Annotated in this window: 20 protein-coding genes; 8 read left to right on the forward strand and 12 right to left on the reverse strand. The window is 75.4% G+C overall.

Going from position 1 to position 23,005, the window contains the following annotated elements:
• From ACRYRX_RS21420 to msrA, 4 genes are all read right to left on the reverse strand, one after another.
• A partial coding sequence (locus ACRYRX_RS21420; protein ID WP_432515172.1) for a hypothetical protein occupies window positions 1-1,105 on the reverse strand: 1,105 nt, incomplete at its 3' end.
• Window positions 1,102-2,265 (reverse strand): ATP-binding protein, encoded by a 1,164-nt coding sequence (locus ACRYRX_RS21425; RefSeq protein ID WP_432515173.1) that lies wholly within the window; start codon window positions 2,263-2,265, stop codon window positions 1,102-1,104. The genes ACRYRX_RS21425 and ACRYRX_RS21420, both read right to left, overlap by 4 nt.
• A gap of 18 nt (window positions 2,266-2,283) precedes the next feature.
• Window positions 2,284-3,042: a sigma factor-like helix-turn-helix DNA-binding protein gene (locus ACRYRX_RS21430; RefSeq protein WP_432515174.1), complete on the reverse strand. Its 759-nt coding sequence runs from the start codon at window positions 3,040-3,042 to the stop codon at window positions 2,284-2,286.
• Window positions 3,043-3,276: 234 nt separating this feature from the next.
• Complete coding sequence (gene msrA / locus ACRYRX_RS21435; protein ID WP_432515175.1) at window positions 3,277-3,945, reverse strand: peptide-methionine (S)-S-oxide reductase MsrA; 669 nt, start codon at window positions 3,943-3,945, stop codon at window positions 3,277-3,279.
• 200 nt (window positions 3,946-4,145) lie between these two features.
• Between msrA and ACRYRX_RS21440 the strand changes: the two genes are divergently transcribed.
• Together ACRYRX_RS21440 and ACRYRX_RS21445 are read left to right on the forward strand one after the other, a co-directional pair.
• Window positions 4,146-5,450 (forward strand): M14 family zinc carboxypeptidase, encoded by a 1,305-nt coding sequence (locus tag ACRYRX_RS21440; protein WP_432515176.1) that lies wholly within the window; start codon window positions 4,146-4,148, stop codon window positions 5,448-5,450.
• A 76-nt stretch (window positions 5,451-5,526) separates the two neighbouring features.
• Window positions 5,527-6,708: a cystathionine gamma-synthase gene (locus ACRYRX_RS21445; RefSeq protein ID WP_432515177.1), complete on the forward strand. Its 1,182-nt coding sequence runs from the start codon at window positions 5,527-5,529 to the stop codon at window positions 6,706-6,708.
• 31 nt (window positions 6,709-6,739) lie between these two features.
• On the opposite strand, the gene ACRYRX_RS21450 is transcribed toward ACRYRX_RS21445, so the two are convergent.
• Both ACRYRX_RS21450 and ACRYRX_RS21455 read right to left on the reverse strand, forming a co-directional pair.
• Window positions 6,740-8,020, reverse strand: coding sequence for an MFS transporter (locus ACRYRX_RS21450; RefSeq protein ID WP_432515178.1), 1,281 nt, complete (start codon window positions 8,018-8,020; stop codon window positions 6,740-6,742).
• 78 nt (window positions 8,021-8,098) lie between these two features.
• The gene (locus ACRYRX_RS21455) at window positions 8,099-10,114 is read right to left on the reverse strand and encodes a vWA domain-containing protein (protein ID WP_432515179.1); all 2,016 of its coding nucleotides are present in this window, start codon (window positions 10,112-10,114) and stop codon (window positions 8,099-8,101) included.
• A gap of 242 nt (window positions 10,115-10,356) precedes the next feature.
• Between ACRYRX_RS21455 and ACRYRX_RS21460 the strand changes: the two genes are divergently transcribed.
• A complete protein-coding gene (locus ACRYRX_RS21460; RefSeq protein WP_432515191.1) occupies window positions 10,357-11,847 on the forward strand; it encodes a CoA-acylating methylmalonate-semialdehyde dehydrogenase in 1,491 nt (496 codons plus the stop codon).
• Between the two features lie 120 nt (window positions 11,848-11,967).
• Window positions 11,968-13,614 carry a histidine kinase N-terminal 7TM domain-containing diguanylate cyclase gene (locus ACRYRX_RS21465; RefSeq protein WP_432515180.1) on the forward strand — a complete coding sequence of 549 codons (1,647 nt, stop codon included), beginning with the start codon at window positions 11,968-11,970 and terminating at the stop codon, window positions 13,612-13,614.
• Here ACRYRX_RS21465 and ACRYRX_RS21470 read toward each other — a convergent pair.
• The gene (locus tag ACRYRX_RS21470; RefSeq protein WP_432515181.1) at window positions 13,602-15,029 is read right to left on the reverse strand and encodes a sigma 54-interacting transcriptional regulator; all 1,428 of its coding nucleotides are present in this window, start codon (window positions 15,027-15,029) and stop codon (window positions 13,602-13,604) included. The genes ACRYRX_RS21465 and ACRYRX_RS21470 overlap by 13 nt on opposite strands.
• 186 nt (window positions 15,030-15,215) lie before the next feature.
• Between ACRYRX_RS21470 and ACRYRX_RS21475 the strand changes: the two genes are divergently transcribed.
• Entirely contained in the window at window positions 15,216-16,373 is a 1,158-nt protein-coding gene (locus ACRYRX_RS21475) for an AI-2E family transporter (protein WP_432515182.1), read from the forward strand.
• Window positions 16,374-16,395: 22 nt separating this feature from the next.
• Here the strand turns inward: ACRYRX_RS21475 and greA are convergent, their stop codons facing one another.
• Together greA and ACRYRX_RS21485 are read right to left on the reverse strand one after the other, a co-directional pair.
• Window positions 16,396-16,893: a transcription elongation factor GreA gene (gene greA / locus ACRYRX_RS21480; protein ID WP_432515183.1), complete on the reverse strand. Its 498-nt coding sequence runs from the start codon at window positions 16,891-16,893 to the stop codon at window positions 16,396-16,398.
• 120 nt (window positions 16,894-17,013) lie between these two features.
• Window positions 17,014-17,463, reverse strand: a complete 450-nt coding sequence (locus ACRYRX_RS21485) for a DUF4307 domain-containing protein (RefSeq protein ID WP_432515184.1) — start codon at window positions 17,461-17,463, stop codon at window positions 17,014-17,016.
• 125 nt (window positions 17,464-17,588) lie between these two features.
• Between ACRYRX_RS21485 and mca the strand changes: the two genes are divergently transcribed.
• Together mca and ACRYRX_RS21495 are read left to right on the forward strand one after the other, a co-directional pair.
• On the forward strand, window positions 17,589-18,467 hold the full coding sequence (mca, locus tag ACRYRX_RS21490) for a mycothiol conjugate amidase Mca (protein WP_432515185.1): 879 nt from the start codon (window positions 17,589-17,591) through the stop codon (window positions 18,465-18,467).
• A complete protein-coding gene (locus ACRYRX_RS21495; RefSeq protein ID WP_432515186.1) occupies window positions 18,464-18,742 on the forward strand; it encodes a hypothetical protein in 279 nt (92 codons plus the stop codon). Before mca ends, ACRYRX_RS21495 begins: the two co-directional genes overlap by 4 nt.
• On the opposite strand, the gene ACRYRX_RS21500 is transcribed toward ACRYRX_RS21495, so the two are convergent.
• Together ACRYRX_RS21500 and ACRYRX_RS21505 are read right to left on the reverse strand one after the other, a co-directional pair.
• A complete protein-coding gene (locus tag ACRYRX_RS21500) occupies window positions 18,733-19,650 on the reverse strand; it encodes a Gfo/Idh/MocA family protein (RefSeq protein ID WP_432515187.1) in 918 nt (305 codons plus the stop codon). The two genes, ACRYRX_RS21495 and ACRYRX_RS21500, sit on opposite strands and share 10 nt — an antisense overlap.
• Entirely contained in the window at window positions 19,647-20,063 is a 417-nt protein-coding gene (locus tag ACRYRX_RS21505) for a VOC family protein (protein ID WP_432515188.1), read from the reverse strand. Before ACRYRX_RS21505 ends, ACRYRX_RS21500 begins: the two co-directional genes overlap by 4 nt.
• 80 nt (window positions 20,064-20,143) lie before the next feature.
• On the opposite strand from ACRYRX_RS21505, the gene ACRYRX_RS21510 reads away from it, so the two are divergent.
• Entirely contained in the window at window positions 20,144-22,192 is a 2,049-nt protein-coding gene (locus ACRYRX_RS21510; protein WP_432515189.1) for a thioredoxin domain-containing protein, read from the forward strand.
• Here ACRYRX_RS21510 and trhA read toward each other — a convergent pair.
• The gene (gene trhA, locus ACRYRX_RS21515; protein ID WP_432515190.1) at window positions 22,177-22,851 is read right to left on the reverse strand and encodes a PAQR family membrane homeostasis protein TrhA; all 675 of its coding nucleotides are present in this window, start codon (window positions 22,849-22,851) and stop codon (window positions 22,177-22,179) included. The two genes, ACRYRX_RS21510 and trhA, sit on opposite strands and share 16 nt — an antisense overlap.
• Between the last annotated feature and the right edge of the window lie 154 nt (window positions 22,852-23,005).

Raw genomic sequence — 23,005 nt, forward strand, 5'->3', positions numbered from 1 at the left:
CGGCCGGGGGCGGCACCGCCCCCGGCCGCAGCTCGGCCCACAGGGAGCCGAACGCCCCCTCCACGTGCAGGTCCGTCGCCACCTCCAGCGCCACCCCGCGCAGGTGCGCCATCCGCAGCGCCGCGGCCACCGCGTCCGCCTCGGCGGCCGAGCCGTCCACCGCCAGCGTCGCGACGTCACCGCCCGGGGGCAGCCGCAACGTCACCCGCGCGCCGCCGCAGGCCGTCAGCACCGGCGCCAGCACCGTGCGCAACCCCTGGACGAACCCGTCCACGGTCGCACCGGGCCCCCGGTCGTCCACCACGTCGACCTCGCAGCCCCGGGCACGGGCCCGGCGCAGCGCCGTGCGGACCCGGTCGTCGAGCAGGTCCCGGGCCCGCAGGTCGTCGCGCAGCCGCCGCTCCAGCGTCAGCGCCGCCCGCGACAGCAAGGGCCAGGCGGGGGAGTCCGGGTCGCTCAGCGCGACCCGCCGCAGCAGCGGGACCGTGCTGTGCTCCAGGTCGTCGCGGCGCTGCCGGGCGCTGGCCTCCCGCGCCTCCGTCCCGGCGCGCGCGGCCACCGCGCGGCCCGCGTCGGCCTCGAAGCGGGCCACGTCGCGGGCCGTGCGGTCGAACAGGAACCGCACCCCCACCGCGGCGGTGAACCACACCAGCGCCGGCTGGTTCAGCGCCGCGAACGCCACCGCCCGGTGCGGCAGGTCCGACCCCGCGACCAGCACCCCCAGGACCGCCGCCGAGGCCACCTCCGCCAGCAGCCCCGCCAGCGGGCGCCGGCGCATGACGAGCGCGGCGACGAGGACCTGGGACAGCCCCGGCCACCAGTTCCCGTACGTCCGCCACAGCGACTCGTCGAGGAACGGCGTCACCGCCAGCCCGCTGAGCGGGGGGACCAGCGCCATCGCCACCGCCGCCCGGCGGGACAGGTCCAGCGGGCCCCCCAGCAGCGGGCGGACCGCGACCCCGCTCACGACGAGCACCGCGACCAGCGCCAGCAGCGCCAGCCCCGGCTGCCGGTGCTGGTGCAGGGACGGCAGCGCCACGAGCGGGCCGTGCGAGAACAGCCACAGGACCGCGCCCAGCAGGCACGCCCGGTTCACCCCGCTCACGCCGGGCTCACCGGGCTCACCGGGACGCTGAGCAGCACCACCGTGCCCACCCCGGGCAGCGAGCGCACCAGCGCCCGGCCGCCCACGACGTCGGCGCGGCGGCGCACCGAGACCGCCAGCCCCAGCCGCGGCGTCGCGGTCCGCGGGTCGAACCCCACCCCGTCGTCGCGCACCTCCACGCTCAGCCGGTCCCCGTCGCGGCCGCGGGTGGTGCGGACGCGGACCCGGACCGTCGGCACGCCCCCGGGAGCGCCGTGCCGCACGGCGTTGCGGCACGCCTCGACCGCCGCGGACTGCAGGGCCTCCAGGGCGTCGGGGTCCACCCCCCCGTCCGCGCGGCCGGGCAGGGTGAGCACCGCCTGCGGGTGCGTCGACAGGACCCGGTCGGACAGCCGGGCCGCGGCCTCGGCGACCGGCACCGGCCCGCGCTCGCCGTCGGGGTCGCGCACGATGCTGGTCAGGGCCCGCCCGGCCGCGGCCCGGGCCCGCACGCGGTCCGCGGCGTCGCGCACGTGCGCGGTCAGCGACAGCGACGCCAGGACGTCGTCGTGGACGATGCCGTCCCAGCGGGAGTTCTCCACCTCCACCGCCCGCGCCGCGGCGGCCTCGGCGGCGGCCCGCTCGGCCGCCCCCCGCGCCGTCTCGACCTGCCGGGCCGCGGCCCGCACCGACAGCACCGCCACCGAGGTGGCCGTGCCGATGACCAGCAGCCCCACGGCGTCGAGGACCGCGACGTCGCCGGGGACCGTCCAGACCCCCGACACCTGCAGCGCCCCCCGCAGCACCAGGTGCGCGCAGGTCAGGCCCAGCGCCCCCCACAGCGACGGGACGGCGACGGCTCCGGCCCCCACCGTCAGCGGGGACAGGGCCAGCACCCACGGGACGTCGTCGGGACGGCCGGCGAGGGCGGGGTAGGTCCCCAGCGCGGCGTCGCCGAGCAGCACCAGCGCCCACACCGGCCCCCACGGACGGGTGCGGCGCACCGCGTGCACCACGAGCCCGGCGAGGACCGCGACGTACCCGGCCAGCACCAGCGCCGACCACCACGCGGGCTCCCGCGCCGGCCCGGCGGCCAGGTTCGCCACGACCGTGGGCGCCACCGACACCATCGCCAGCGCCAGCACGAGGGCCAGCAACCGGTGGACCCCGCGCCGCGTCACCGGCCGGTCACCGCCCGGTCAGTCGTCGGCACGGGAGCCGGGGGCGGGCACCGACACCGGCGCGAGGACGCCGTCCTCGACGGCCCGCCGGTAGAGCTCCATGCGCGTGTACGCCGGCCGGTCGACCGCCGCGTACTTCGCGCGGATGCGCTTGAGGTAGCTCTTGGCCGTCTCCGGGGTCACGCCCAGCCGCAGCGCCACCGAGCGGGCCGGCATGCCCCCGGCGTACAGCTCCAGGACGCGCCGCTCCTGCGGGGACAGGTGGGAGGTGAGCGACTCGTCGACCTGCAGCGCCGCCGCCGTCTCGGCCGAGGACACCGTGTCGCCGTCGGACACCGCCCACAGCGCCTCCGCGACGGTCGTCACCGGCCGGTCCTTCAGCAGGACGCCCTGCGCCCCGGCCTGCATCGCCTCCAGCGCCTCCGCGTGCAGGCGGCCCTCGGTGTAGACCAGCACCCGCGAGCCCGCCGCGCAGAGGGCGGCGACGTTGTCCGCCGGGCGCGAACCGTCCCCCAGCCGCAGGTCGAGCAGCACGACGTCGGGCGCCGGGGCGCCGGTGAGCGCGGACAGCAGCTCGGGCACGGTCGGCGCCGTCGCCACGAAGACGACCCGCTCGTCCAGCCGGGCCAGTTCGAGCTGCAGGCCGGCGAGCAGCGCCGGGTGGTCGTCGACCGCCGCGAGCCGCAGGGTCCGCGCGGGCGCGGCGTCGTCCACGGGGTCGTCCGCCGGGTCGTCCGCGGGGTCGTCCGCCGGGTCGGTGTCGGTGCTGGCAGCCACGTCGAGATCCCCTCTTCTCGGGGGGAGGGTACCGAAACGGCGGGTCGACCGCCCCCCAAAGGGGGCCACGCGGAGGCTGTCGCGGCCCTGGACGCTCTGGGAGGATCTGCCTGGGCACCCCGCCGGGGGGACGGGTGGCCCACGCGTGCGCTGGGGGGCGTAGGCAGACGAGAGGGGACGGTGCCCACGGGCACCGTCCCCTCTCTGCGTCCGCGCCGGGTCAGTCGGTACCGGTCAGTCGGTGGCGACCAGCCCGATCTGGCACGTCAGCCCGTTCGGGCCGTGGTTGCAGTACCCGTTGGGGATCTTGTGCAGGTACTGCTGGTGCTCCTCCTCGGCGTACCAGAACGGTCCGGCGTCCTCGGCCCGGCGGATCTCGGTGGTGATCCGCCCGTGACCGTGCTCGGTCAGCTCGCGCTGGAACGTCTCCCGGGTGCGCTGCGCGGCCTCGAACTGCTCGTCCGTGGTCGTGTAGACCGCGGAGCGGTACTCCGTGCCGCGGTCGTTGCCCTGCCGGTAGCCCTGCGTGGGGTCGTGGTTCTCCCAGAACGTCTTCAGCAGGACCTCGGGGCTGACCCGCGCGGGGTCGTAGGCGACCAGGACCGTCTCGGCGTGGCCGGTGCGGCCCGTCGTGGACTCGTAGTACGTCGGGTTCGGCGTGAAGCCGCCCTGGAAGCCCACCGCGGTCGTCACCACGCCCGGGACCTGCCAGAAGATGCGCTCCGCGCCCCAGTAGCAGCCCATGCCGAACGAGATCACCTCGGTGCCCTCGGGCCAGGGGCCCTCCAGCGGGGTGCCCAGGACCGCGTGGGTCGCCGGGACCTCGAAGCGCCGCGTCGCCGACCCCTCCAGGGCCTCCTCCGCCGTCACCATCGTGGTCTTGTACGGGTTGCCGAACCGCATGCCCACTTCCCTTCTCTCGTGCCCGGTGCAACCACGGCGGGCGCCGGGACGTTCCCGTGCCGGGCCCCTTGTGCCCGGCACGGGTACCTGGTCAGATGACTTCACAGCTGTCCCACAGGTACCTACCCTCTGGAGTCGCAGTGCTTCCTCTGTCCCCACGTCCCGCGCGTGACCGCCGCCGTTCGCGCGCCACGGGTCTCGTGCTCGCCGGAGCCCTCGCCGTCACCACCGTGGCGCTCGCCGGCCCCGCCGCCGCCGACGGACCGGGCCTGCCCGGCCCCGCCGTCCCCGGCGGCCTCCGGACCGGCTTCGAGGCCTCCGGCGGCGCGGCCTGGACCACCCTGGAGCAGGAGCAGCAGTTCCTCCAGGCCCTCGACGCGGCCAGCGCCCGCCTCACCGTCACCGAGGTCGGCCGCACCGCCCAGGACCGCCCCCTCCAGCTCGTCGCCGTCGGCACGCCGCAGCCGCCGGCCGCCGAGGCGATCGCGCGCGGCAGCTCGGTGCTGTTCACCTGCACCCAGCACGGCGACGAGCCCAGCGGCCGGGAGGCGTGCCTGACCCTGGCGCGCGACCTCGCGACCACGACCGACCCCGCCACCGCGGAGTTCCTGCGCACCACCACGGTCCTGTTCGTGCCGACCGTGAACCCCGACGGCGTCGCCGCGAATACCCGCGAGAACTCCCAGGGCGTCGACGTCAACCGCGACCACCTGCTCCTGCGCACCGCCGAGGCCCAGGTCATCGCCCAGCTCCAGCGCGACCTGCGCCCCGACGTCGTCCACGACCTGCACGAGTACGGCCCCACCCCCGACAGCTACGACCGCGACCTCATCGCGCTGTGGCCGCGCAACCGCAACCTCGACCAGCGCGTCCACGACCTGTCCCGCGACCTCACCGAGCAGGAGGTGCTGCCCGCCGTCGAGGCCGGCGGAAACAGCACCGGGATCTACGGCTACCGCTACGACCCCGACGGGAACGTCGTCGCCCAGCTCGCCGGCGACGGGCAGGAGCGCATCCTGCGCAACACCGCCGGCCTGCGGCACTCCCTGGGCATCCTCGTCGAGGCCAGCAACGCCCCCGCCTCCGAGCTGGAGGAGGCCAACCCGGCGCTGCTGAACCAGCGGCGGGTGTCCACCCAGGTCACCGCCGCGCGCGCCACCCTCGGCATGGTCGACGAGCGCCGCGCCGAGATCGCCGACGCCACCGCCGCGTCCCCGGCCCGCAGCGCCGCCGAACGCACCACCGTCGCCTTCGCCGGGGCCGACAACGCCCTGCCCACCCCCGACCAGGTCGCCTTCGACCCGCCCTGCGGGTACGACCTGACCGCCGCCCAGGCGGCCGAGACCGCGCAGACCCTCGCCCTGCAGGGCATCCGGACCGAACCCCGCGCCGACGGCTCGGCGTTCGTCCCGGCCGCGCAGGAGGCCCGCGACCTCGTGCACCTGCTGCTCGACGAGCGCGCCCAGGAACCGCTGACGGTCGCCACCCCCGTCGCCTGCTCCTGACCCCCGCACCGACCCGGCGTCCCCCGGCCGCTGCGGCGGCCGGGGGACCACCCGGGCGGGCTCGTAGGCTCAGCCCGTGACCAACTCCGAGCTGCCCGGTTTCTCGACCCGCGCCATCCACGCCGGCCAGGAGGCCGACCCCGCCACCGGCGCCGTCGTGACGCCGATCTACCAGGTTTCCACCTACAAGCAGGACGGGGTCGGGGCCCTGCGCACCGGCCTCGGCACCGGCTACGAGTACTCCCGCTCCGGGAACCCGACCCGCACGTCGCTGGAGACGCAGCTGGCCGCGCTGGAGCAGGGCGCCGCCGGGTTCGCCTTCGCCTCCGGCCTGGCCGCCGAGGACGCGATCCTGCGGGCGCTGTGCCGGCCCGGGGACCACGTCGTCATCCCGAACGACGCCTACGGCGGCACCTACCGGCTCGTGAAGAAGGTCGCCGAGCCGTGGGGCGTGGAGCACACCCCCGTCGACCTGGCCGACCTGGACGCCGTGCGCGGGGCCGTCGAGCCCGGCCGCACCCGCCTGGTGTGGCTGGAGACGCCGACGAACCCGCTGCTGACCGTCGGGGACATCGCCGCGATCGCCGAGATCGCGCACGCCGCCGGGGCGCTGCTCGTCGTCGACAACACCTTCGCCACCCCGTACCTGCAGACCCCGCTCGTCCTGGGCGCCGACCTCGTCGTGCACTCCACGACGAAGTACGCCGGGGGTCACTCCGACGTCGTCGGCGGCGCGGTCGTCGTGCGCGACGGCGACGACGGCCGCGGGGGTTCCCTGGCCGAGCGCATCGGGTTCCACCAGAACTCCATGGGCGCGGTCCCCGGGCCGTTCGACTCCTGGCTGGTCCAGCGCGGGCTGAAGACCCTCGCGGTGCGGATGGAACGGCACTGCGACAACGCCGAGCGCGTCGTGGAGTTCCTGCAGTCCCACCCGCGGGTCACGCGGATCCTCTACCCGGGCCTGCCCGAGCACCGCAACCACGACGTCGCGGCGAAGCAGATGAAGCGGTTCGGAGGGATGATCTCGTTCCGCACCGCGTCGGTGGAGGACGCGCTGGCGGTGTGCAAGGCGACCGAGCTGTTCACCCTGGGGGAGTCCCTCGGCGGCGTCGAGTCGCTCGTCGAGCACCCCGGGAAGATGACCCACGCCTCGGTGGCCGGGTCGCTGCTGGAGGTCCCCGACGACCTCGTGCGGCTGTCGGTGGGCATCGAGGACGCCGACGACCTCGTCGCCGACCTGGCGCAGGCGCTGGGCTGAGGCCCCACCGGAGCCCCCGCCGGGCCGCGGTTCACCGCGGCCCGGCGACCTCCTCGGGTTCCTCCTCGTGCTCCTGGTCGGGGTGCTCGTCGGCGTGGGCGACGTGGCTCAGCGAACGCCAGATGAGGACGACGAACACCGCCGACCCCGCGAACGCGAACCAGAACGGCGCCGTCACGTCGAAGCGTTGCGCCAGAACGCCTCCCACGCCGCTGCCGAGGGCCAGCCCGCCGAACGTCCCGACGGTGTTCACCGCCCCGACCCGGCCCTGGAGGTCGTGCGGGACGGCCCGCTGGCGCACGGTGATCGACGTCGTGCCCCACACGAAGGCGTGCATCCCGAACACGACGAACACCGGCAGCGCCACCCACGGGCTCGTCGTCAGGGCCAGCGCCAGGTGCGTCAGCGTCTCGACGACCAGCCCGACGCGCATGAGGTTCCCCAGGCTGACGTGCCGGGTGATCCACCCGTAGGCCAGGGTCCCCGCGATCCCGCCGACCGCCCCGGCGGTCGTCACCAGGCCGTACCCGACGGCGCCCAGGCCCAGTCGCTGGGTGGAGTACAGGACGAGGATCGACCACGCGGCGCCGAACGTGACGTTGAAGGTGAAGATCGTCACCACGAGGGTCCGCACGGCCGGGTGGTGCGCGGTCCAGCGGATCCCCTCCACGACGTCGTGCCAGGGTTTCGACGGCGGCCGCGCGGGCCGGGGCGGCAGCCGCAGCCGGCTCACGAACACCGCGGCCAGCGCGCACAGCGCGGCCTGCGCCGCGAACGGCGCGAACGTCCCGGCCGTGAACAGCGCCGCCCCCAGCGGGGGACCGGCGAGCTGGTTGACCGTCACGAAACCCGTCTGGACGCGGGCGTTGGCCACGGCGAGGTCCTCGCGCGCCACCAGCACCGGCAGCAGCGTGCTCGCGGTGTTGTCCGCGAACACCTCGGCCGTGGCGAGCAGGAACAAAGCCGCCAGCACGAGCGGGACCGTGGCGTGCCCGGACAGGACGACCGCGGCCAGCGCGGCCAGCAGCGCGGCGCGCACGACGTCGACGGTCACCACGATCGCCCGGCGGTCCACCCGGTCGGACAGGACGCCCGCGGTCAGCCCGAACAGCAGCGGCGGCAGCCACGCGGCGAGCGCGGCCAGCGCCACCGGGAACGCGTCGTCGGTCAGGGAGGCCACCAGCAGCGGCCCGGCGGCCAGGGCGAGGCCGTCACCGAGGTTGCTGGCCCAGCTGGACGCGATGAGCCAGCGGAACCCGGTACCGAGCCTGCGCGGGAGGACGGCCTCGACGACCCGGGCGGCGCTGTTCACCCCGGCACGCTGCCACACCCCGCCCCGCGCCGACCAACCCGTTTCCGCGCCTCCGAGGCGCCGCGGGGGAGCGGGGGGTCAGGAGGCGCGGCGGGTGCCGCCCCGTCCCGCGCGGGCGCGCAGGTAGTCGGCGACGACATACTGCCCCAGCCGGTCCGGGCTGGGTGAGAGCACCCGGCCGCCGTTGCGGCGGGCCACGGCGTCGACGAACCGGCGCAGGCCCGGGTCCTCGCCGAGCATGAACAGGTTGATGGTGGCGCCGAACCGGGTGAGCTGGTCGACCTCCCGCACGGTGGCCCGCACGGTCTCGGCCGTGGGCGGCCACTGGAAGAACGACTCGGTGGCGTCGCGACCGGGGACCAGGTGCGCGGTGGGCTCGCCGTCGGTGATGACCAGGACGACGGGTTCGGCGTCGGGGTGCCGGCGCAGGTGCCGGCGCGCCAGGCTCAGCGCGTGCTGGAGGTTCGTGCCCTGCACGAAGTCCGGCTCGACGCCGGCCAGCTCGGCCACGGTCAGCGGCTGGGCGTGCAGGCCGAAACCGATGATCTGCAGCGCGTCGTGCGGGAACTTCGTCGAGACCAGGTGCGACAGCGCGAGCGCCGTCTCCTTCATCGGCCCCCAGCGCCCCTCGGCGGCCATCGAGAACGACAGGTCGACGCACAGGGCGACGGCCGCCCCGGCGCGGCGCTCGGTCTCGACGACCTCGAAGTCCTCCCAGGTCAGCCGGACCGCCCCGTCGGGCGAGGTGCCGCGGTGCAGGGCGTTGGAGACGGTGCGGACGACGTCCAGGGGCTGCTCGTCGCCGAACCGCCAGCGCCGCGTCGCGCCGGTGGGTTCCCCGCCGGCGCCGGCGTCGGTGTTCTCGTGGTCGCCCCGCCCGCCCATCCGGGTGCGGCCCAGCACGTCCCGCAGCGCGGTCTGGCCCAGGCGGCGCAACGCCTTGGGTGACAGGGTGAGGCCGTCGGGGGAGCGGGTCAGCCAGCCCTGCCGCTGGAGCTCGCGCTCGAGGTCGCGCAGCCGGCGCAGGTCGTCGGCGGCGCCGCGGCCGAGCTGCCGCTCGAGGACGTCGACGTCGACGTCGTCGAGGGTGGCGCCGGGGTGCTCGGCGCCGAGCTGGTCGAGCAGGTCGTCGAGCTCGGAGATGTCCTGCAGCGCGTCGGCGGCCTCGCCGTAGCCGAGCGGCTGGTCGCCGCGGCCGCGGACGCGTTCGCCGCGGGAGGAGTCCAGGTCGGGGCGCAGCGCGCGCAGGTTGTCGCCCAGCTGGGCCATCTGCGCCTGGAGGTCGACGTCGTTCCCGAGAGCCTGCTGCATCAACGCGGACAGCTCCTCGCGCTGGGCCGGGGACAGCGACCGCATGAGCCGGGACGCGGCGGCGGCCCGGCGGGCCAGGGCGTCGACGAGGTCGTCGAGGCTCTCGATCCCCTCCTCGCCCAGGGTGTCGCCGTGCTTCGCCATGAACTCCTCGAAGTCGGCGGCGGTGTCCTCGCCGCGGGCCTTCTTCGCGAGCAGGTCGTTGAGGTCGCTCATCACGTCCTTGAGCGCCTGCATCGCCTCGGGACCGCCGTTCCGCAGCGCGTCCTTCATCCCGCGGAACTGCTGGCCGACGACGTCGTCGCGCAGGTGGTCGAGGATCTGCTGGTACTGCTGCCGGGCCTGCTCGCTGGCCCAGCGGTAGTCCTCCAGGTCCCGCACGGCCTGGGCGGTGGAGCGGGGCAGGGCGTCCAGGCGGGTCTCGGCGAACCGGGCGTCGTCGTCGTCGCGCCCGGCGAGCTCCTCGCGCTCGGCGGCCAGGGCCTGGTCGAGCTGGGCGCGGGCGGTGGTCAGGGCCCCGTCGAGGTCGCCGCGGCGGGCGGCCTCGCGCCGCAGCCGGGCCGCGCGGGCCCGCAGGTCCTCCAGGCCGGAGCGGCCGTCGGGGCCGTTGCGCAGCAGGTCGCGCAGCGCCTCGCGCAGCGACCCGCCGGACAGCACCTCGCGCCCGACGCGGTCCAGCGCCGCCCGGACGTCGTGGGGGGGAGCCAACGGGTCGGGTCCGCCCGCCCACTCGCCGTACCGGTAGCGACCGCCCCGTCGCCTGCTCCACGCGTCTCGGGCCACGCGTGCACGCTACGTCCGTCGCCCGGAGCGCGCCAGGGACGGCGGGACCGTCGATCCGTCGCCCCCGGACACCAGTCCATGACAGTTTGTCTGGACAAAGGGGGTCGAGGGGGTGGCATGATGCTCCCTGTTCGACTACCCGGCGGGAGTCTTCCCGCCGATGACGTCCGAGGAGGGCATTCGTGACCACCACCACCGCCAGCACCACCGCCGCCGCTGGTGCCTCCGGTCCCAGCACGGACCTGCCGCACGTCCCGCACTGGATCGCCGGTGCCGCGACGGCCGGGTCCGGTGACCGCACGGCGGACGTGTTCGACCCGGCGACCGGCAAGCGCACCAAGGTCCTCGGGCTGGCCTCGCCGTCCGACGTGGACGCCGCCGTGGCCGCCGCGAAGGCCGCGTTCCCGGGGTGGCGCGACACGTCGCTGGCCCGCCGCACCACGATCCTGTTCAAGTTCCGCGAGCTGCTGAACGAGCGCAAGCCCGAGCTGGCGGAGATCATCACCGCCGAGCACGGCAAGGTCCTGTCCGACGCCCTGGGCGAGGTCTCGCGCGGCCAGGAGATCGTCGAGCTGGCCTGCGGCATCAACCACCTGGTCAAGGGCGCGTTCACCGAGAACGCCTCCACCAAGGTCGACGTCTACTCCCTGCGCCAGCCGCTGGGCGTCGTCTCGATCATCTCCCCGTTCAACTTCCCGGCCATGGTCCCGATGTGGTTCTTCCCCATCGCCATCGCCGCCGGCAACACCGTCGTGCTCAAGCCGAGCGAGAAGGACCCGTCCGCGGCGAACTTCATCGCCCAGCTGTGGAAGGACGCGGGCCTGCCCGACGGCGTGTTCAACGTCCTGCACGGGGACAAGGTCGCCGTCGACGGGCTGCTGACCCACCCCGACGTGGCGTCGGTCTCCTTCGTGGGCTCCACCCCGATCGCGCAGTACGTGTACGAGACCGGCACCAAGCACGGCAAGCGCGTGCAGGCCCTGGGCGGGGCGAAGAACCACATGCTGGTCCTGCCCGACGCCGACCTGGACCTGGCCGCCGACGCCGCCGTCAACGGCGGGTTCGGCTCCGCCGGCGAGCGCTGCATGGCCATCTCCGCCCTCGTCGCGGTGGACTCCGTCGCCGACGAGCTGATCACCAAGATCAAGGAGCGCGTCGCGACGCTGCGCACCGGCGACGGCCGCCGCGGCTGCGACATGGGCCCGCTGGTCACCGGCCCGCACCGCGACAAGGTCACCGGCTACGTCGACGCCGGCGTGGCCGAGGGCGCCGACCTCGTCATCGACGGCCGCGAGGTCGTCCCCGACGGCGACGCCGACGGCTACTGGCTCGGGCCGACGCTGTTCGACAACGTCAAGCCCGAGCACTCGATCTACGCCGACGAGATCTTCGGGCCGGTCCTGTCCGTCCTGCGCGTCAGCGGTTACGACGAGGGCCTGGAGCTCATCAACTCCAACAAGTACGGCAACGGCGTGGCGATCTTCACCAACGACGGCGGGGCGGCGCGCAAGTTCCGCAACGAGGTCCAGGTCGGCATGATCGGCATCAACGTGCCGGTGCCGGTGCCGGTCGGGTACTACTCCTTCGGCGGCTGGAAGCAGTCGCTGTTCGGCGACACCCACGCCCACGGCGTCGAGGGCGTGCACTTCTTCACCCGCGGCAAGGTCGTGACCGAGCGCTGGCTCGACCCCTCGCACGGCGGCCTGAACCTGGGCTTCCCGCAGAACGACTGATCCCCGGCCCGTGTGCCCCGTCCGCTGCTGCGGACGGGGCACACGTCGTCAAGGGCCCCCGCGCGCGCCCCGATCCCCTGAGGAGCCCCCGACCGGGGGACCCGGGGAGGAGGTGGTGGCGTGTCGAGCACGGTCGTCGGTGCCGTCGTCACCGTCTTCGTCCTCGGCGGGCTCGCCGGGCTCGCCACCGCGGCCGGTTCGCTGCGCCACCGCCCGCGCAGCACCGCCTCGGTGCTGCTGGCGGTGACGATGGCCGCCACCGCCCTGTGGTCGCTGGGGTCGGCGGTGCAGCTGGCCCCCGTGCCCGTCGGCGTGCAGGTGGCCGCCCGCTGGGTGCTGCTCCTCGGCGTGCACGTCACCGTCGCGGCGCTCCTGCTGTTCTGCCGCGCGGTCGTCGACCGCACCTGGACCGTGCGCCGCCGCTGCCTGTGGCTGCTGCCCGTCCCCGTCCTGCTGCTGACCGCCCTGGCCCTCGACGGCGAGCACCAGTGGTTCTTCACCGACCGGCTCGGGCCCCGCCCCGGTGGCGGCCCGCCGGTCCTGCGCGACTCCTTCGCCCCGCTGTTCCACCTCAACGCCCTGTACTGCTGGGCGCTGACCGTCGCCGGGCTGGGCACGGTCCTGCGCGCCTGGCGCCGCGCCCCCCGCGCGGCCCGGCCCCTGTTCACCGCCTCGGTCCTGGGGGCCGTGCCCCCGGCGGTGGCCAACGTCCTGCTGCTGGTCTGGTACGACGAGATGGGCGGGCTGGACTGGACCCCGCTCGCCTTCGTCCTCACCGGCCTGCTCAACGCCCGCGCGGTCTCCGGCCACGGCCTGCTGCGGGTCCTGCCGGTGGCGCGCGAGCACGTCCTGGAACGCCTGCCCGACGCCGTCGTCGTCCTCGACGACGGTGACCACGTCGTCGAGCTCAACGCCGCCGCCCGCCGCCTCGTCACCGGGGACCACCCCGACGTCGACGGCGTGCTGCTGGGCCGGCCCGCCGCGCGGGTCTTCGCCCCCGACGTCCTGGACGCCCTCACCACCGCCGCCGGCGACCGCCGCCGGGTCCGGCTGGGCGGCGCCGTCCACGTCGAGGCCCACGCGCAGGCGCTGCGCGACCGCCGCGGCACCGTCATCGGCCGCGTCGTGGTGCTGCGCGACGTCACCGCGGTCGTCGCCCAGCGCGACGCGCTGAGCGAGGTCAACGGGCGGCTGGCCGCCCAGCTGCGGGAGAACGAGGAGTTGCGGGCGCAGCTGCACGAGGACGCGGTGCGGGACCCGCTGACCGGTCTGCACAACCGCCGGGTGCTGGACGTCAGCCTGCCGGCCGCCCTGGCCCAGGGCCGGCCCGTCTCGGTCGTGGTCGTCGACGTCGACCACTTCAAGCGGGTCAACGACTCCCACGGGCACGCCGTCGGCGACGACGTGCTGCGGGCCGTCGCCGCCGAGCTGGTCGCCGGCTGGCGGGCCGGGGAGGTCGTCGTGCGCCACGGCGGCGAGGAGTTCGTCCTCGTCCTGCCCGGGACCGGCCGGGAGGCCGCCGTGGAACGCGCCGAGCAGCTGCGCCGCCGGTGCGCCCGGCTCGGCGTGCCCCTCGACCCCGACGGCGGCCTCGTCGTGCGGGTGACCGTCTCGGTCGGCGTCGCCACGTCCCCGGCGGGCGCGGGGTCGGCGGCCGAGCTCCTGGCCCTGGCCGACGCCGCGCTGTACACCGCCAAGCGCTCGGGCCGCGACCGGGTCGTGGCCCACCACGGCCACGCCGCGCCCGCCCCGGCTCAGCTGCCGTAGACCGTCCGGCCGTCGTCCAGGACGAGCTTGTCCAGGCGCCGCGTCAGGTGCAGGGCCTCCAGGACGAACTCGACCCCCGCCGCGGCCCGGCCGGGGGTGACCTCGGGCAGACCCAGCCGGTCCAGGACCTGGGCCAGGCCCGCGACGGTCCCGACCTGCTCCAGGAGCCGCTCGGCCGGCACGAGGTCACCGGTCTCGATGGTCCGGCCGTCGGTGACGAGCTCGGAGAACCCGGACAGCTCGGCCCCGCCCAGCAGCGCCCGGTACGTCTCGGCGATCGCGGTGCGCAGCAGGTGCTCCAGGACCTCGACCTCCCGGCCCTCCTCGCCCTGCTCGAACTCGACCTTGCCGCCGAGCACGCTGACGACGGTGTGCAGGTCGCCGACCCGCGCCACCGGGTCGGTCCGCTCCCCGGACAGGGCGTGCCGGCGCAGCGCCGCCGCCGACACCGTCTCGGCCGCCGCGATCGAGAAGCGGGCCGAGACCCCCGAGGCGGGGTCCACCGCGGGCGACTCCCGCACCGCGCGGGTGAACCGGGCGATGACCTCCAGCAGGTGCTCGGGGACCTCCGCGACCGTCGCCGCCTCCTGCCGGACGAGGTCGACCTCCACCGACAGCTCCAGCGGGTAGTGGGTGCGGACCTCGGCGCCGAACCGGTCCTTCAGCGGCGTGATGATCCGCCCGCGGTTGGTGTAGTCCTCGGGGTTGGCGCTCGCGACCAGCAGCAGGTCCAGCGGCAGCCGCAGCTGGTAGCCGCGGACCTGGATGTCGCGCTCCTCCAGCACGTTCAGCAGCGAGACCTGGATCCGCTCGGCCAGGTCGGGCAGCTCGTTGAGGGCGAAGACGCCGCGGTTGGTGCGGGGCACCAGCCCGAAGTGGATGGTCTCGGGGTCGCCCAGCGCCCGGCCCTCGGCGACCTTCACGGGGTCGACGTCGCCGATGAGGTCGCCGACGGAGGTGTCGGGCGTGGCGAGCTTCTCGCCGTAGCGCAGGGACCGGTGCAGCCAGGCGACGGGCAGGTCGTCGCCCTCGGCCGCGACGCGGCGGCGGGAGGCGGGGGTCAGGGGGGCGTAGGGGTGCTCGTTGAGCTCGGAGCCCTCGATGACGGGGGTCCACTCGTCGAGCAGGCCCACCAGGGAGCGCAGCAGGCGGGTCTTGCCCTGCCCCCGCTCGCCGAGCAGCACGACGTCGTGCCCGGCCAGCAGGGCGCGCTCGAGCTCGGGGGCGACGGTGTCCTCGTAGCCGACGACGCCGGGGAAGCGGTCGGCCCCGGCGCGCATGCGGGCCAGCAGGTTGGCCCGCAGCTCCTCCTTGACGGGCACGTGCCGGTGGCCGGAGGCGCGCAGCGCGCCGAGGGTGCGGGGCAGGTCGGCGGGGGGTTCGAGGGGGAGCGGGGGAGTCGGGCTGATGCTCACACCGGCGAACCTACGTCCGCCCGCCCCGATGCGCGACGGGGTTCGGTGAGCGTCCGGGGACGGGACGTGACGGTCGTGTGCACGGTTCACGACCCGGGCCGCCCGGCCGGGCCGCCCCCCGGGGCCGGGGGCAGGATGATCCCCATGCCGCACCCGCAGCCCCCGCACCCCCCGGGCCGTCCGTACGTGAGCCCGGCCCTGCGGCTGGCGGCCGACTGGTCCTGGCGGTTCGTCGTGGTCGTCGCCGGCGTCGTGCTGCTCGCCTACGGCCTGAGCTTCGTCAGCGAGATCTTCATCCCGGTGCTCATCGCGATGCTCATCACCGCGCTGCTGGCGCCGGTGGTGAACGCGCTGAACCTGCGGCTGCACGTGCCGCGGGCGATCGCGGTGCTGGTGACGCTGCTGGTGGCCGCGGGGGTCGTCGCCGGCCTGGTGACCATCGTCGGCTCGCAGGCCTCCAGCCAGTGGTCCGACCTCACCGACTCCGCCACCCGGGGCGTCGCCGAGGTCGAGAGGTGGCTGTCCACCGGGCCGCTGCACCTGACCTCGACGGCGATCTCCGACTACGTCTCGCAGATCGGGACGACGATCTCGCAGAACCGGAGCACCCTCATCGCCGGGGCCACCGGCGTCGTCTCGACGGCCGGGCACGTCGTGGCGGGGTTCTTCATCTGCCTGTTCACGTCGTTCTTCTTCCTGCTGGAGGGCCGGCGCATCTGGTCGTGGCTGCTGCACCTGCTGCCCCTCCCGGCCCGCGACCCGGTGGACGACGCCTCCCGGCAGTCCTGGGTGACGCTCACGCACTACATGCGGGCCACGATCGTCGTCGCGCTCGTGGACGGCGTCGGCGTCGCCGTCGGCGCCGCGATCCTGCAGGTGCCGCTGGCGACGTCCCTGGGGCTGCTGGTCTTCCTCGGCGCGTTCATCCCGATCGTGGGGGCCCTGCTGTCGGGCACCGTCGCGGTGCTGGTCGCCCTCGTCGCGCACGACGTCGTGACCGCGCTGATCATGCTGGGGGTCGTCATCGCCGTGCAGCAGGTCGAGTCGCACCTGCTGCAGCCGTTCCTCATGGGCCGCGCGGTCGCCGTCCACCCCCTCGCGGTGATCCTCGCCGTCGCCGGCGGGGCGACGGTCTTCGGGATCGTGGGGGCGCTGTTCGCCGTGCCGCTGGTGGCGGTGCTCAACACCGGCGTCTCGGCGCTGGCCCGCGGCGGGCGGCGCACCGAGGAGGTGGCGGACATCGCCGGGTCCGACGCGCCGCTGGCCCCGGACGAACCCGCGCCGAACGACGCGACCGAGCACGAGCGGGGACGCCCGCGCGAGGCCGGCCCCGGGGCGCGGTGAGCGCGCCCCGGCGCCGTGCGCCTCAGCCGGTGTACGGCTCGGAGCTGACGACCTTCACCGGGAACTCCTTGCCGTTCGGCGCGGTGTACGTCACCTCGTCGCCCGGCTTGCGGCCCATGATCGCCGAGCCCAGCGGGGACTTCTCGGAGTAGACGTCGAGGCCGGCGGCGTCGCCCACCTCGCGGCTGCCCAGCAGGAACTTCATCTCGTCCCCGGCCAGCTCGACCGTCACGACGTGCCCGAGGGAGACCTCGCCGGCGGCCGAGGCCGGGGCGTCGCCGACCTGGGCGGTCTCGAGCAGGTGGCGCAGCTGGCGGATGCGCAGCTCCTGCTTGCCCTGCTCCTCCTTGGCCGCGTGGTAACCGGCGTTCTCCTTGAGGTCGCCCTCCTCGCGGGCCTGCTCGATGCGCTTGGCCAGTTCCGTGCGGCCCTCACCGGAGAGGTGCTCGTACTCGGCCTTGAGCCGGTCGTAGGCGTCCTGCGTCAGCCACGTGGTGCTGCCGGTGGTCGTGTCGCTCACGGTCTGCTCCCTGTCACGTGCCTTCCCGGCGGCCTCCTGCCGCCGGCAAAAAACCGAGTCGCCCGGCCCCGCCAGCGCGGGAGCGAGCGACTCGAAAGGTCAACCCTAGCTCCGAAAGGGTCAGGGCGACACCGCTGAGCACGATTCGACGCCCACCGTCACGGCCCGGCTGGTGGTCTTGACCTGCACCGATTCCTGCACGTCGGTCTCCGGTGACGCGGGCAGGTCGACCTGCAGGAGCCCGACCTCGGCGGAGGACCCGTCGAGCGCGTGGACCTGGCAGCGGACCGCCGTCCCGGCCTCGCGGGTCACGGCGAAGCGCAGCTCGGCGGTGCGGTCGTCGACGATCCGGTGGCTGATCTCGGTGTACGAGGGGCCGCGGGTCCCCTCGACGGCCACCCACACGCCGTAGGCCAGCACGAGCAGCGCCCCGAGCACCGCCGCCGCCAGCGGCACCGGCCGCCGGTACCAGGGCGGCCCGCTGCGCGGGGGCCGCCGGCCGTAGCGGGCGGCCAGGACGGCCGGGTCGACGCGGCCGGGACCACCCGGGGGCGTCTGGGGGGTGCTCACGTCGGTCGTGCTCCTGCGGGGCGAGGGCGGTGCTCGGTCGGCACCGCGGATCGGCGAGGATGGACCCCGATGGTCGCACCCCGTCCCCGGGGTCGCGACGCCCGTCCAGTGTGAGAGGAGCCACGGTGTCGGAGACGTTGCGGCTGATGGCCGTCCACGCCCACCCGGACGACGAGTCCAGCAAGGGTGCCGCGTCGATGGCCAAGTACGTGGCCGAGGGCGTCGAGGTGCTCGTCGTGTCGTGCACCGGGGGTGAGCGCGGCGACGTGCTGAACCCGCGGCTGAAGGAGAACGCGCAGCTGCTGCGCGACATGGGCGAGTACCGGCGCCACGAGATGGCCGAGGCGGCGCGGATCCTCGGCGTCCAGCACCGGTGGCTGGGGTACGTGGACTCCGGCCTGCCCGAGGGCGACCCGCTGCCGCCGCTGCCGAAGGGCTGCTTCGCCCTGACGCCGGAGGAGTTCACGGTCGACGCCCTCGTGCACGTCGTGCGCGAGTTCCGGCCGCACGTCATGACGACGTACGACGAGTCCGGCGGCTACCCGCACCCGGACCACATCATGACCCACACGGTCTCGCTCGCGGCCTTCCACGCCGCGGCCGACGCCACCCGGTTCCCGCACGCCGGCGAGGCGTGGAAGACGTCGAAGCTCTACTACCACGCGAGCTTCTCCCGGGACCGGATGCGCACCTTCCACGAGGCGCTGCTCGCCCAGGGCGAGGAGTCGCCCTTCGCGGAGTGGATGCAGCGCATCGCCGAGGAGGAACCCGGCGCGCGTAAGGAGCTGGAGATCACCACGCGGGTGGAGTGCGGGGAGTTCTTCGAGACCCGCGACCGGGCGCTGCTCGCGCACGCGACCCAGATCGACCCCGACGGCTGGTTCTTCGGCGTCCCGCTGGACCTGCAGCGCGAGCTGTGGCCGACCGAGGACTTCCACCTCGCGATCAGCCACGTGCCGACGACGACGCCCGAGGACGACCTGTTCGCGGGGCTGCGCCCGTGACCTCGGCCCTCGGGCTCACCACCCCGTCACCCAGCGCGACGTCCACCGCGACGTCCACCGCCCCGGCCACCCCGAAGGTGGACGCGGACCTCGTCACGCCGGGCCTGTGGGGTTTCGTCCTGCTGTTCGTCCTCGCGGTGGCCGTGTACTTCCTCGGCCGCAGCATGGCGCGGCGCATCCAGCGGGTGAACCACCGCGCCCGCGCCGAGGCCGAGGAGCGCGCCGCCTCGACCACCCCGACGGCCCCGCCGTCGCAGGACCCGCCTCAGGGCTGAGGCACGGCCGTCGCCCGGTCCGGCCGCGCGAGGTGCTCCTCGACGGCGGCCAGGACCGCGACGGTCCCGCGCGCGTGCACCACGTCCAGCGCGTCCGGTCCCCCCGACGCCGCCGCGGCGCGCAGCCGGTCCACCGCGCGCTCGAACCCCTCCTGCGGGGTCCCGTGGAAGCGCGGCAGGTCGTGCCGGCCGCCGGGCCCCCACACCGTCGCGAACGACCCGCCGGTCCCGGCGGGGGCGGTGAGGGTCAGCGACAGGCTCGTGCCGGCCCCGTCGGCGTGCTCGAGCGCGACGTTCACCGCGTCCCGCGGGCCGCGGCCGGCGCTGACCCGCACGACGTCGGCGAACAGCTCCCGCACGATCGACAGCGCGTGCGGGCCGGTGTCCCACAGCCCGCCCCGCTCCCGGCGCCACGCCGAGGCGCCGTAGGGGTTGCCGGGCGCGTCGATCGTGCCCGCCCAGCGGAACACCCCGCCCTCCCACGGGCCGTGCTCGGCGGCCAGGTCCCGCATCCGGTCCAGCCAGCCGGTGACGTCCGGCTGGAACAGGTACGTCAGGTACTCCACGCTCGCGACCCCGTGGCGCCGCACCGCCTCCACGAGGGCGTCGGCGCGCCGCAGGTCGGTGGCGATCGGCTTGTCCAGCAGCAGGTGCCGGCCCGCGACCGCCGCGCGCAGCGCCACCTGCGCCTGCACGTCCGGCGGCAGCGCGAGGCTCACCGCGTCCACCGACCCCAGCAGGTCGTCGAGGTCGGTGAAGGCCGCGGTCCCGCGCTCGTCCGCGGCGGCGCGGGTGCGGTCGCGGTCGCGCCCCCAGAACCCGACGAGCTCGACGTCGGGGTGGGCCGCCAGCGCCGCCCCGTGGGTGGTGCGGGCCCAGTGCCCGGTCCCCAGGACCCCGAACCTCACGCCTCGATCACCTCCACCAGCGTCATCGTCCGCAGCATCACGAAGCAGATGCGCCGGCCGTCGAAGGCCACCGCGGGGACCGGCGGGGAGACGACCCGCGCCCCCGCCGCCTGGAAGCGGGCGACGGTCTCGTCGAACGCCGGCGTCGTGTACGCCTGCTGGTAGACCCGGGCGGGCCCCTTGAGCCAGGGGTCGAGCGTCGCCGACCCCTCGGAGTTGACGAGGAGCTCCACGCGCGGCTGGCCCTCGGCCACCAGGAACCGCCCGCGCACCCCCTGCAGGGGGTCCTCGAAGTCGGGGCCCTCGGGGACGTACCCGAGCAGGGCGTACCCGGCCTGCTCGCGGTCCAGGTCGCGGCAGGCGACGCCGATGTGGTGGAAGGTCAGGCCGGTGATCGGTGCGGGGACGGTCACGGGGCGCGACGCTACCGGGGCGCCGCGGGCCGTCGCCTTCCCGGGGCGCCCGGCCGCCCGCGCCGTGGCACCGTGAGCGGGTGGCCAACCGACTCGCCCGCTCCACCAGCCCGTACCTCCTCCAGCACGCCGGCAACCCCGTCGACTGGCAGGAGTGGGGCGAGGAGGCGTTCGCCGAGGCCCGGCGCCGGGACGTGCCCGTCCTGGTGTCCACCGGGTACGCGGCCTGCCACTGGTGCCACGTCATGGCGCACGAGTCGTTCGAGGACCCGGCCACGGCCGCGCAGATGAACGCCGGGTTCGTCAACGTCAAGGTCGACCGCGAGGAACGTCCCGACGTCGACGCCGTCCACATGGCCGCGACGACCGCGATGACCGGGCAGGGCGGCTGGCCGATGACGACGTTCTGCACCCCCGACGGGCGGATCTTCTTCGCCGGCACGTACTTCCCGAACCGGCCGCACCCGCAGCTGCCCTCGTTCCGGCAGCTGCTCACCGCGGTCGGGGAGGCGTGGCGGGACCGGCGCGAGGAGGTGCTGGCCTCCAGCGGCCGGATCGCGGCGGCGCTGGGGGCGATGACCCCGCCGGTGGGGGAGGTGCCGCGGGAGGCCGAGCTGGCCGCGGCGGTGGACGCCCTCGCGGCCGAGGAGGACACCGTCCACGGCGGTTTCGGCGGTGCGCCGAAGTTCCCGCCGTCGATGGTCTGCGAGTTCCTGCTGCGGCACGCCGCCCGCACCGGGTCGCAGCGGGCCGCGGGCCTGGCCGCGCGCACGCTGACGGCGATGGCCCGCAGCGGCACCGCCGACCAGGTCGGCGGGGGTTTCGCCCGGTACGCCGTCGACGCCGGCTGGGTCGTCCCGCACTTCGAGAAGATGCTGTACGACAACGCGCTGCTGGCCCGGGTGTACCTGCACTCCTGGCGGGCGACGGGGAACGTCGAGCACCGCCGCGTCGCCGAGCAGACCTGCGAGTTCCTGCTGCACGACCTGCGCACCCCGCAGGGTGCGTTCGCCGCCTCCCTCGACGCCGACACCCCGGTGCCCGACGCCGACGGGAACCCCCGCGCCGTCGAGGGCGCCACCTACGTGTGGACGCCCGGTGACCTCGTGGAGGTCCTCGGCATCGACGACGGGCCGTGGGCCGCCGAGCTGCTGGGCGTCACCGAGGCCGGGACGTTCGAGCACGGCACTTCCACCGCCCGGCTCACCCGCGACCCCGGCGAGGAGACCGGGCGGTGGCAGCGGGTCCGCGAGCGCCTGGCCGCGGCCCGGGCCGACCGCCCGCAGCCGGCCCGCGACGACAAGGTCGTGCTGGCGTGGAACGGGCTGGCGGTCGCGGCGCTCGCCGAGGCGGGGGCACTGCTGCCGCGCCCGGACCTGCTGCTGGCCGCGCGCGAGGCGGCGGAGTTCCTGCTCGAGGTGCACCGCGTCGACGGGGTGTGGCGGCGGGTCTCGCGCGACGGGGTGGTGGGGTCCCCGGCCGCGGTGCTGGAGGACCTCGTGGACCTGGCCGAGGGGTTGCTGGCGCTGCACGCGGCGACGGGGGAGCGGCGCTGGTTCAGCGTGGCCGCCGACCTCGGCCGCGAGGTGCTGACCCGGTTCACCGGTGCGGACGGGCTGGTGGACGTCGCCGACGTCGACCCGGCGCTGTCGGCGGCGCGGGACGGGGCGGGTTCGCCCGCGGACCCCTCCGACGGGGCGACGCCGTCGGGCAGCTCGGCGGCGGCGGGGGTGCTGCTGTCGCTGGGGGCGCTGACCGGTGCGGCGGAGTTCACCGACGCGGCGGTCCGGGCGCTGGGGGTGGCCGGTGCGGTCGCGGCGGCCTCGCCGCGGTTCGCCGGGTGGGGGCTGGCGGTGGCCGAGGCGCTGGCGGACGGGCCGCGCGAGGTCGCCGTGGTCGGGCCGGCGGGCGACGCGGGAGCCGCTGCGCTGCACCGGGTCGCGCTCGCCGCGACGGCCCCGGGGCTGGTGGTGGCCCGGGGCGTGCCGGGCGAGGAGGTGCCGGAGCTGCTGGCGCACCGGGGGCTGGTCGGCGGAGCCGCCGCGGCGTACGTGTGCCGCGGGCGGGTGTGCGAGGCGCCCACGACCTCGGCGGCCGACCTGGCCGTGGCGGTTCAGGCCAGGCGGTAGGTCGCCAGCGCGATCGCCGTGAAGTGCGCCGCGAACCCGAGCACGGTGCCGGCGTGGAACACCTCGTGGAAGCCGAACCAGCGGGGGCTGGGGTTCGGGCGCTTCGTCCCGTAGGCCAGCGCGCCCAGGGAGTAGAACAACCCGCCCACGGCGACCAGCACCGCCACGGCCGTCCCGCCGCCGTCGGCGAACCTCCCCAGGTACCCCACCGCGACCCAGCCGAGGGCGACGTAGACGGGGGTGTAGAGCCAGCGCGGGGCGCCGATCCAGAACAGCCGGAAGAGGACTCCCGCCCCCGCCCCCGCCCAGACCAGCGTCAGCAGGGTGCGGGCCTGGTCGGCGGGCAGGGTCGTCACCGCCAGCGGGGTGTAGGTGCCGGCGATGACGAGGAAGATGTTGCTGTGGTCCAGCCGCCGCAGCACCGCGTTCGCCCGCGGTGACCAGGTGCCCCGGTGGTAGAGCGCGCTGGTGCCGAACAGCAGCGCCGCGGTGACGGCGAAGACGAGGGCGGCCGTGCGCGAGGCCGCCGTGGGGGCCAGGATCACCAGCACCGCGCCCGCCACGATCGCCGCCGGGAAGGTGCCGGCGTGCAGCCAGCCGCGCAGCTTCGGCTTCACCGCGGCCAGGGCGGCGGCGGCGTCGGTGGTCAGGTCGGACATGCCCGCACGGTAGCCGCTGCGGCGCGGCGGGGGGGGGGGGGGGGGGGGGGGCCCCCCCCCCCCCCCCCCCCCCCCCCCCCCACCCCCAAACACCAAAAAAAAAAAAAAAAAAAAAAAAAAAACAAAAAAAAAAAAAAAAAAAAAAAAAAAAATA

Origin of the sequence: Kineococcus lubricus (assembly GCF_050871965.1) — a bacterium.
GTDB lineage: Bacteria > Actinomycetota > Actinomycetes > Actinomycetales > Kineococcaceae > Kineococcus.

Bases quoted from the DNA above. Each gene is read 5' to 3' on its own strand.
- trhA (WP_432515190.1), bottom strand. From the start codon at position 22,851: ATGTCCGACCTGACCACCGACGCCGCCGCCGCCCTGGCCGCGGTGAAG.
- msrA (WP_432515175.1), bottom strand. From the start codon at position 3,945: ATGCGGTTCGGCAACCCGTACAAGACCACGATGGTGACGGCGGAGGAG.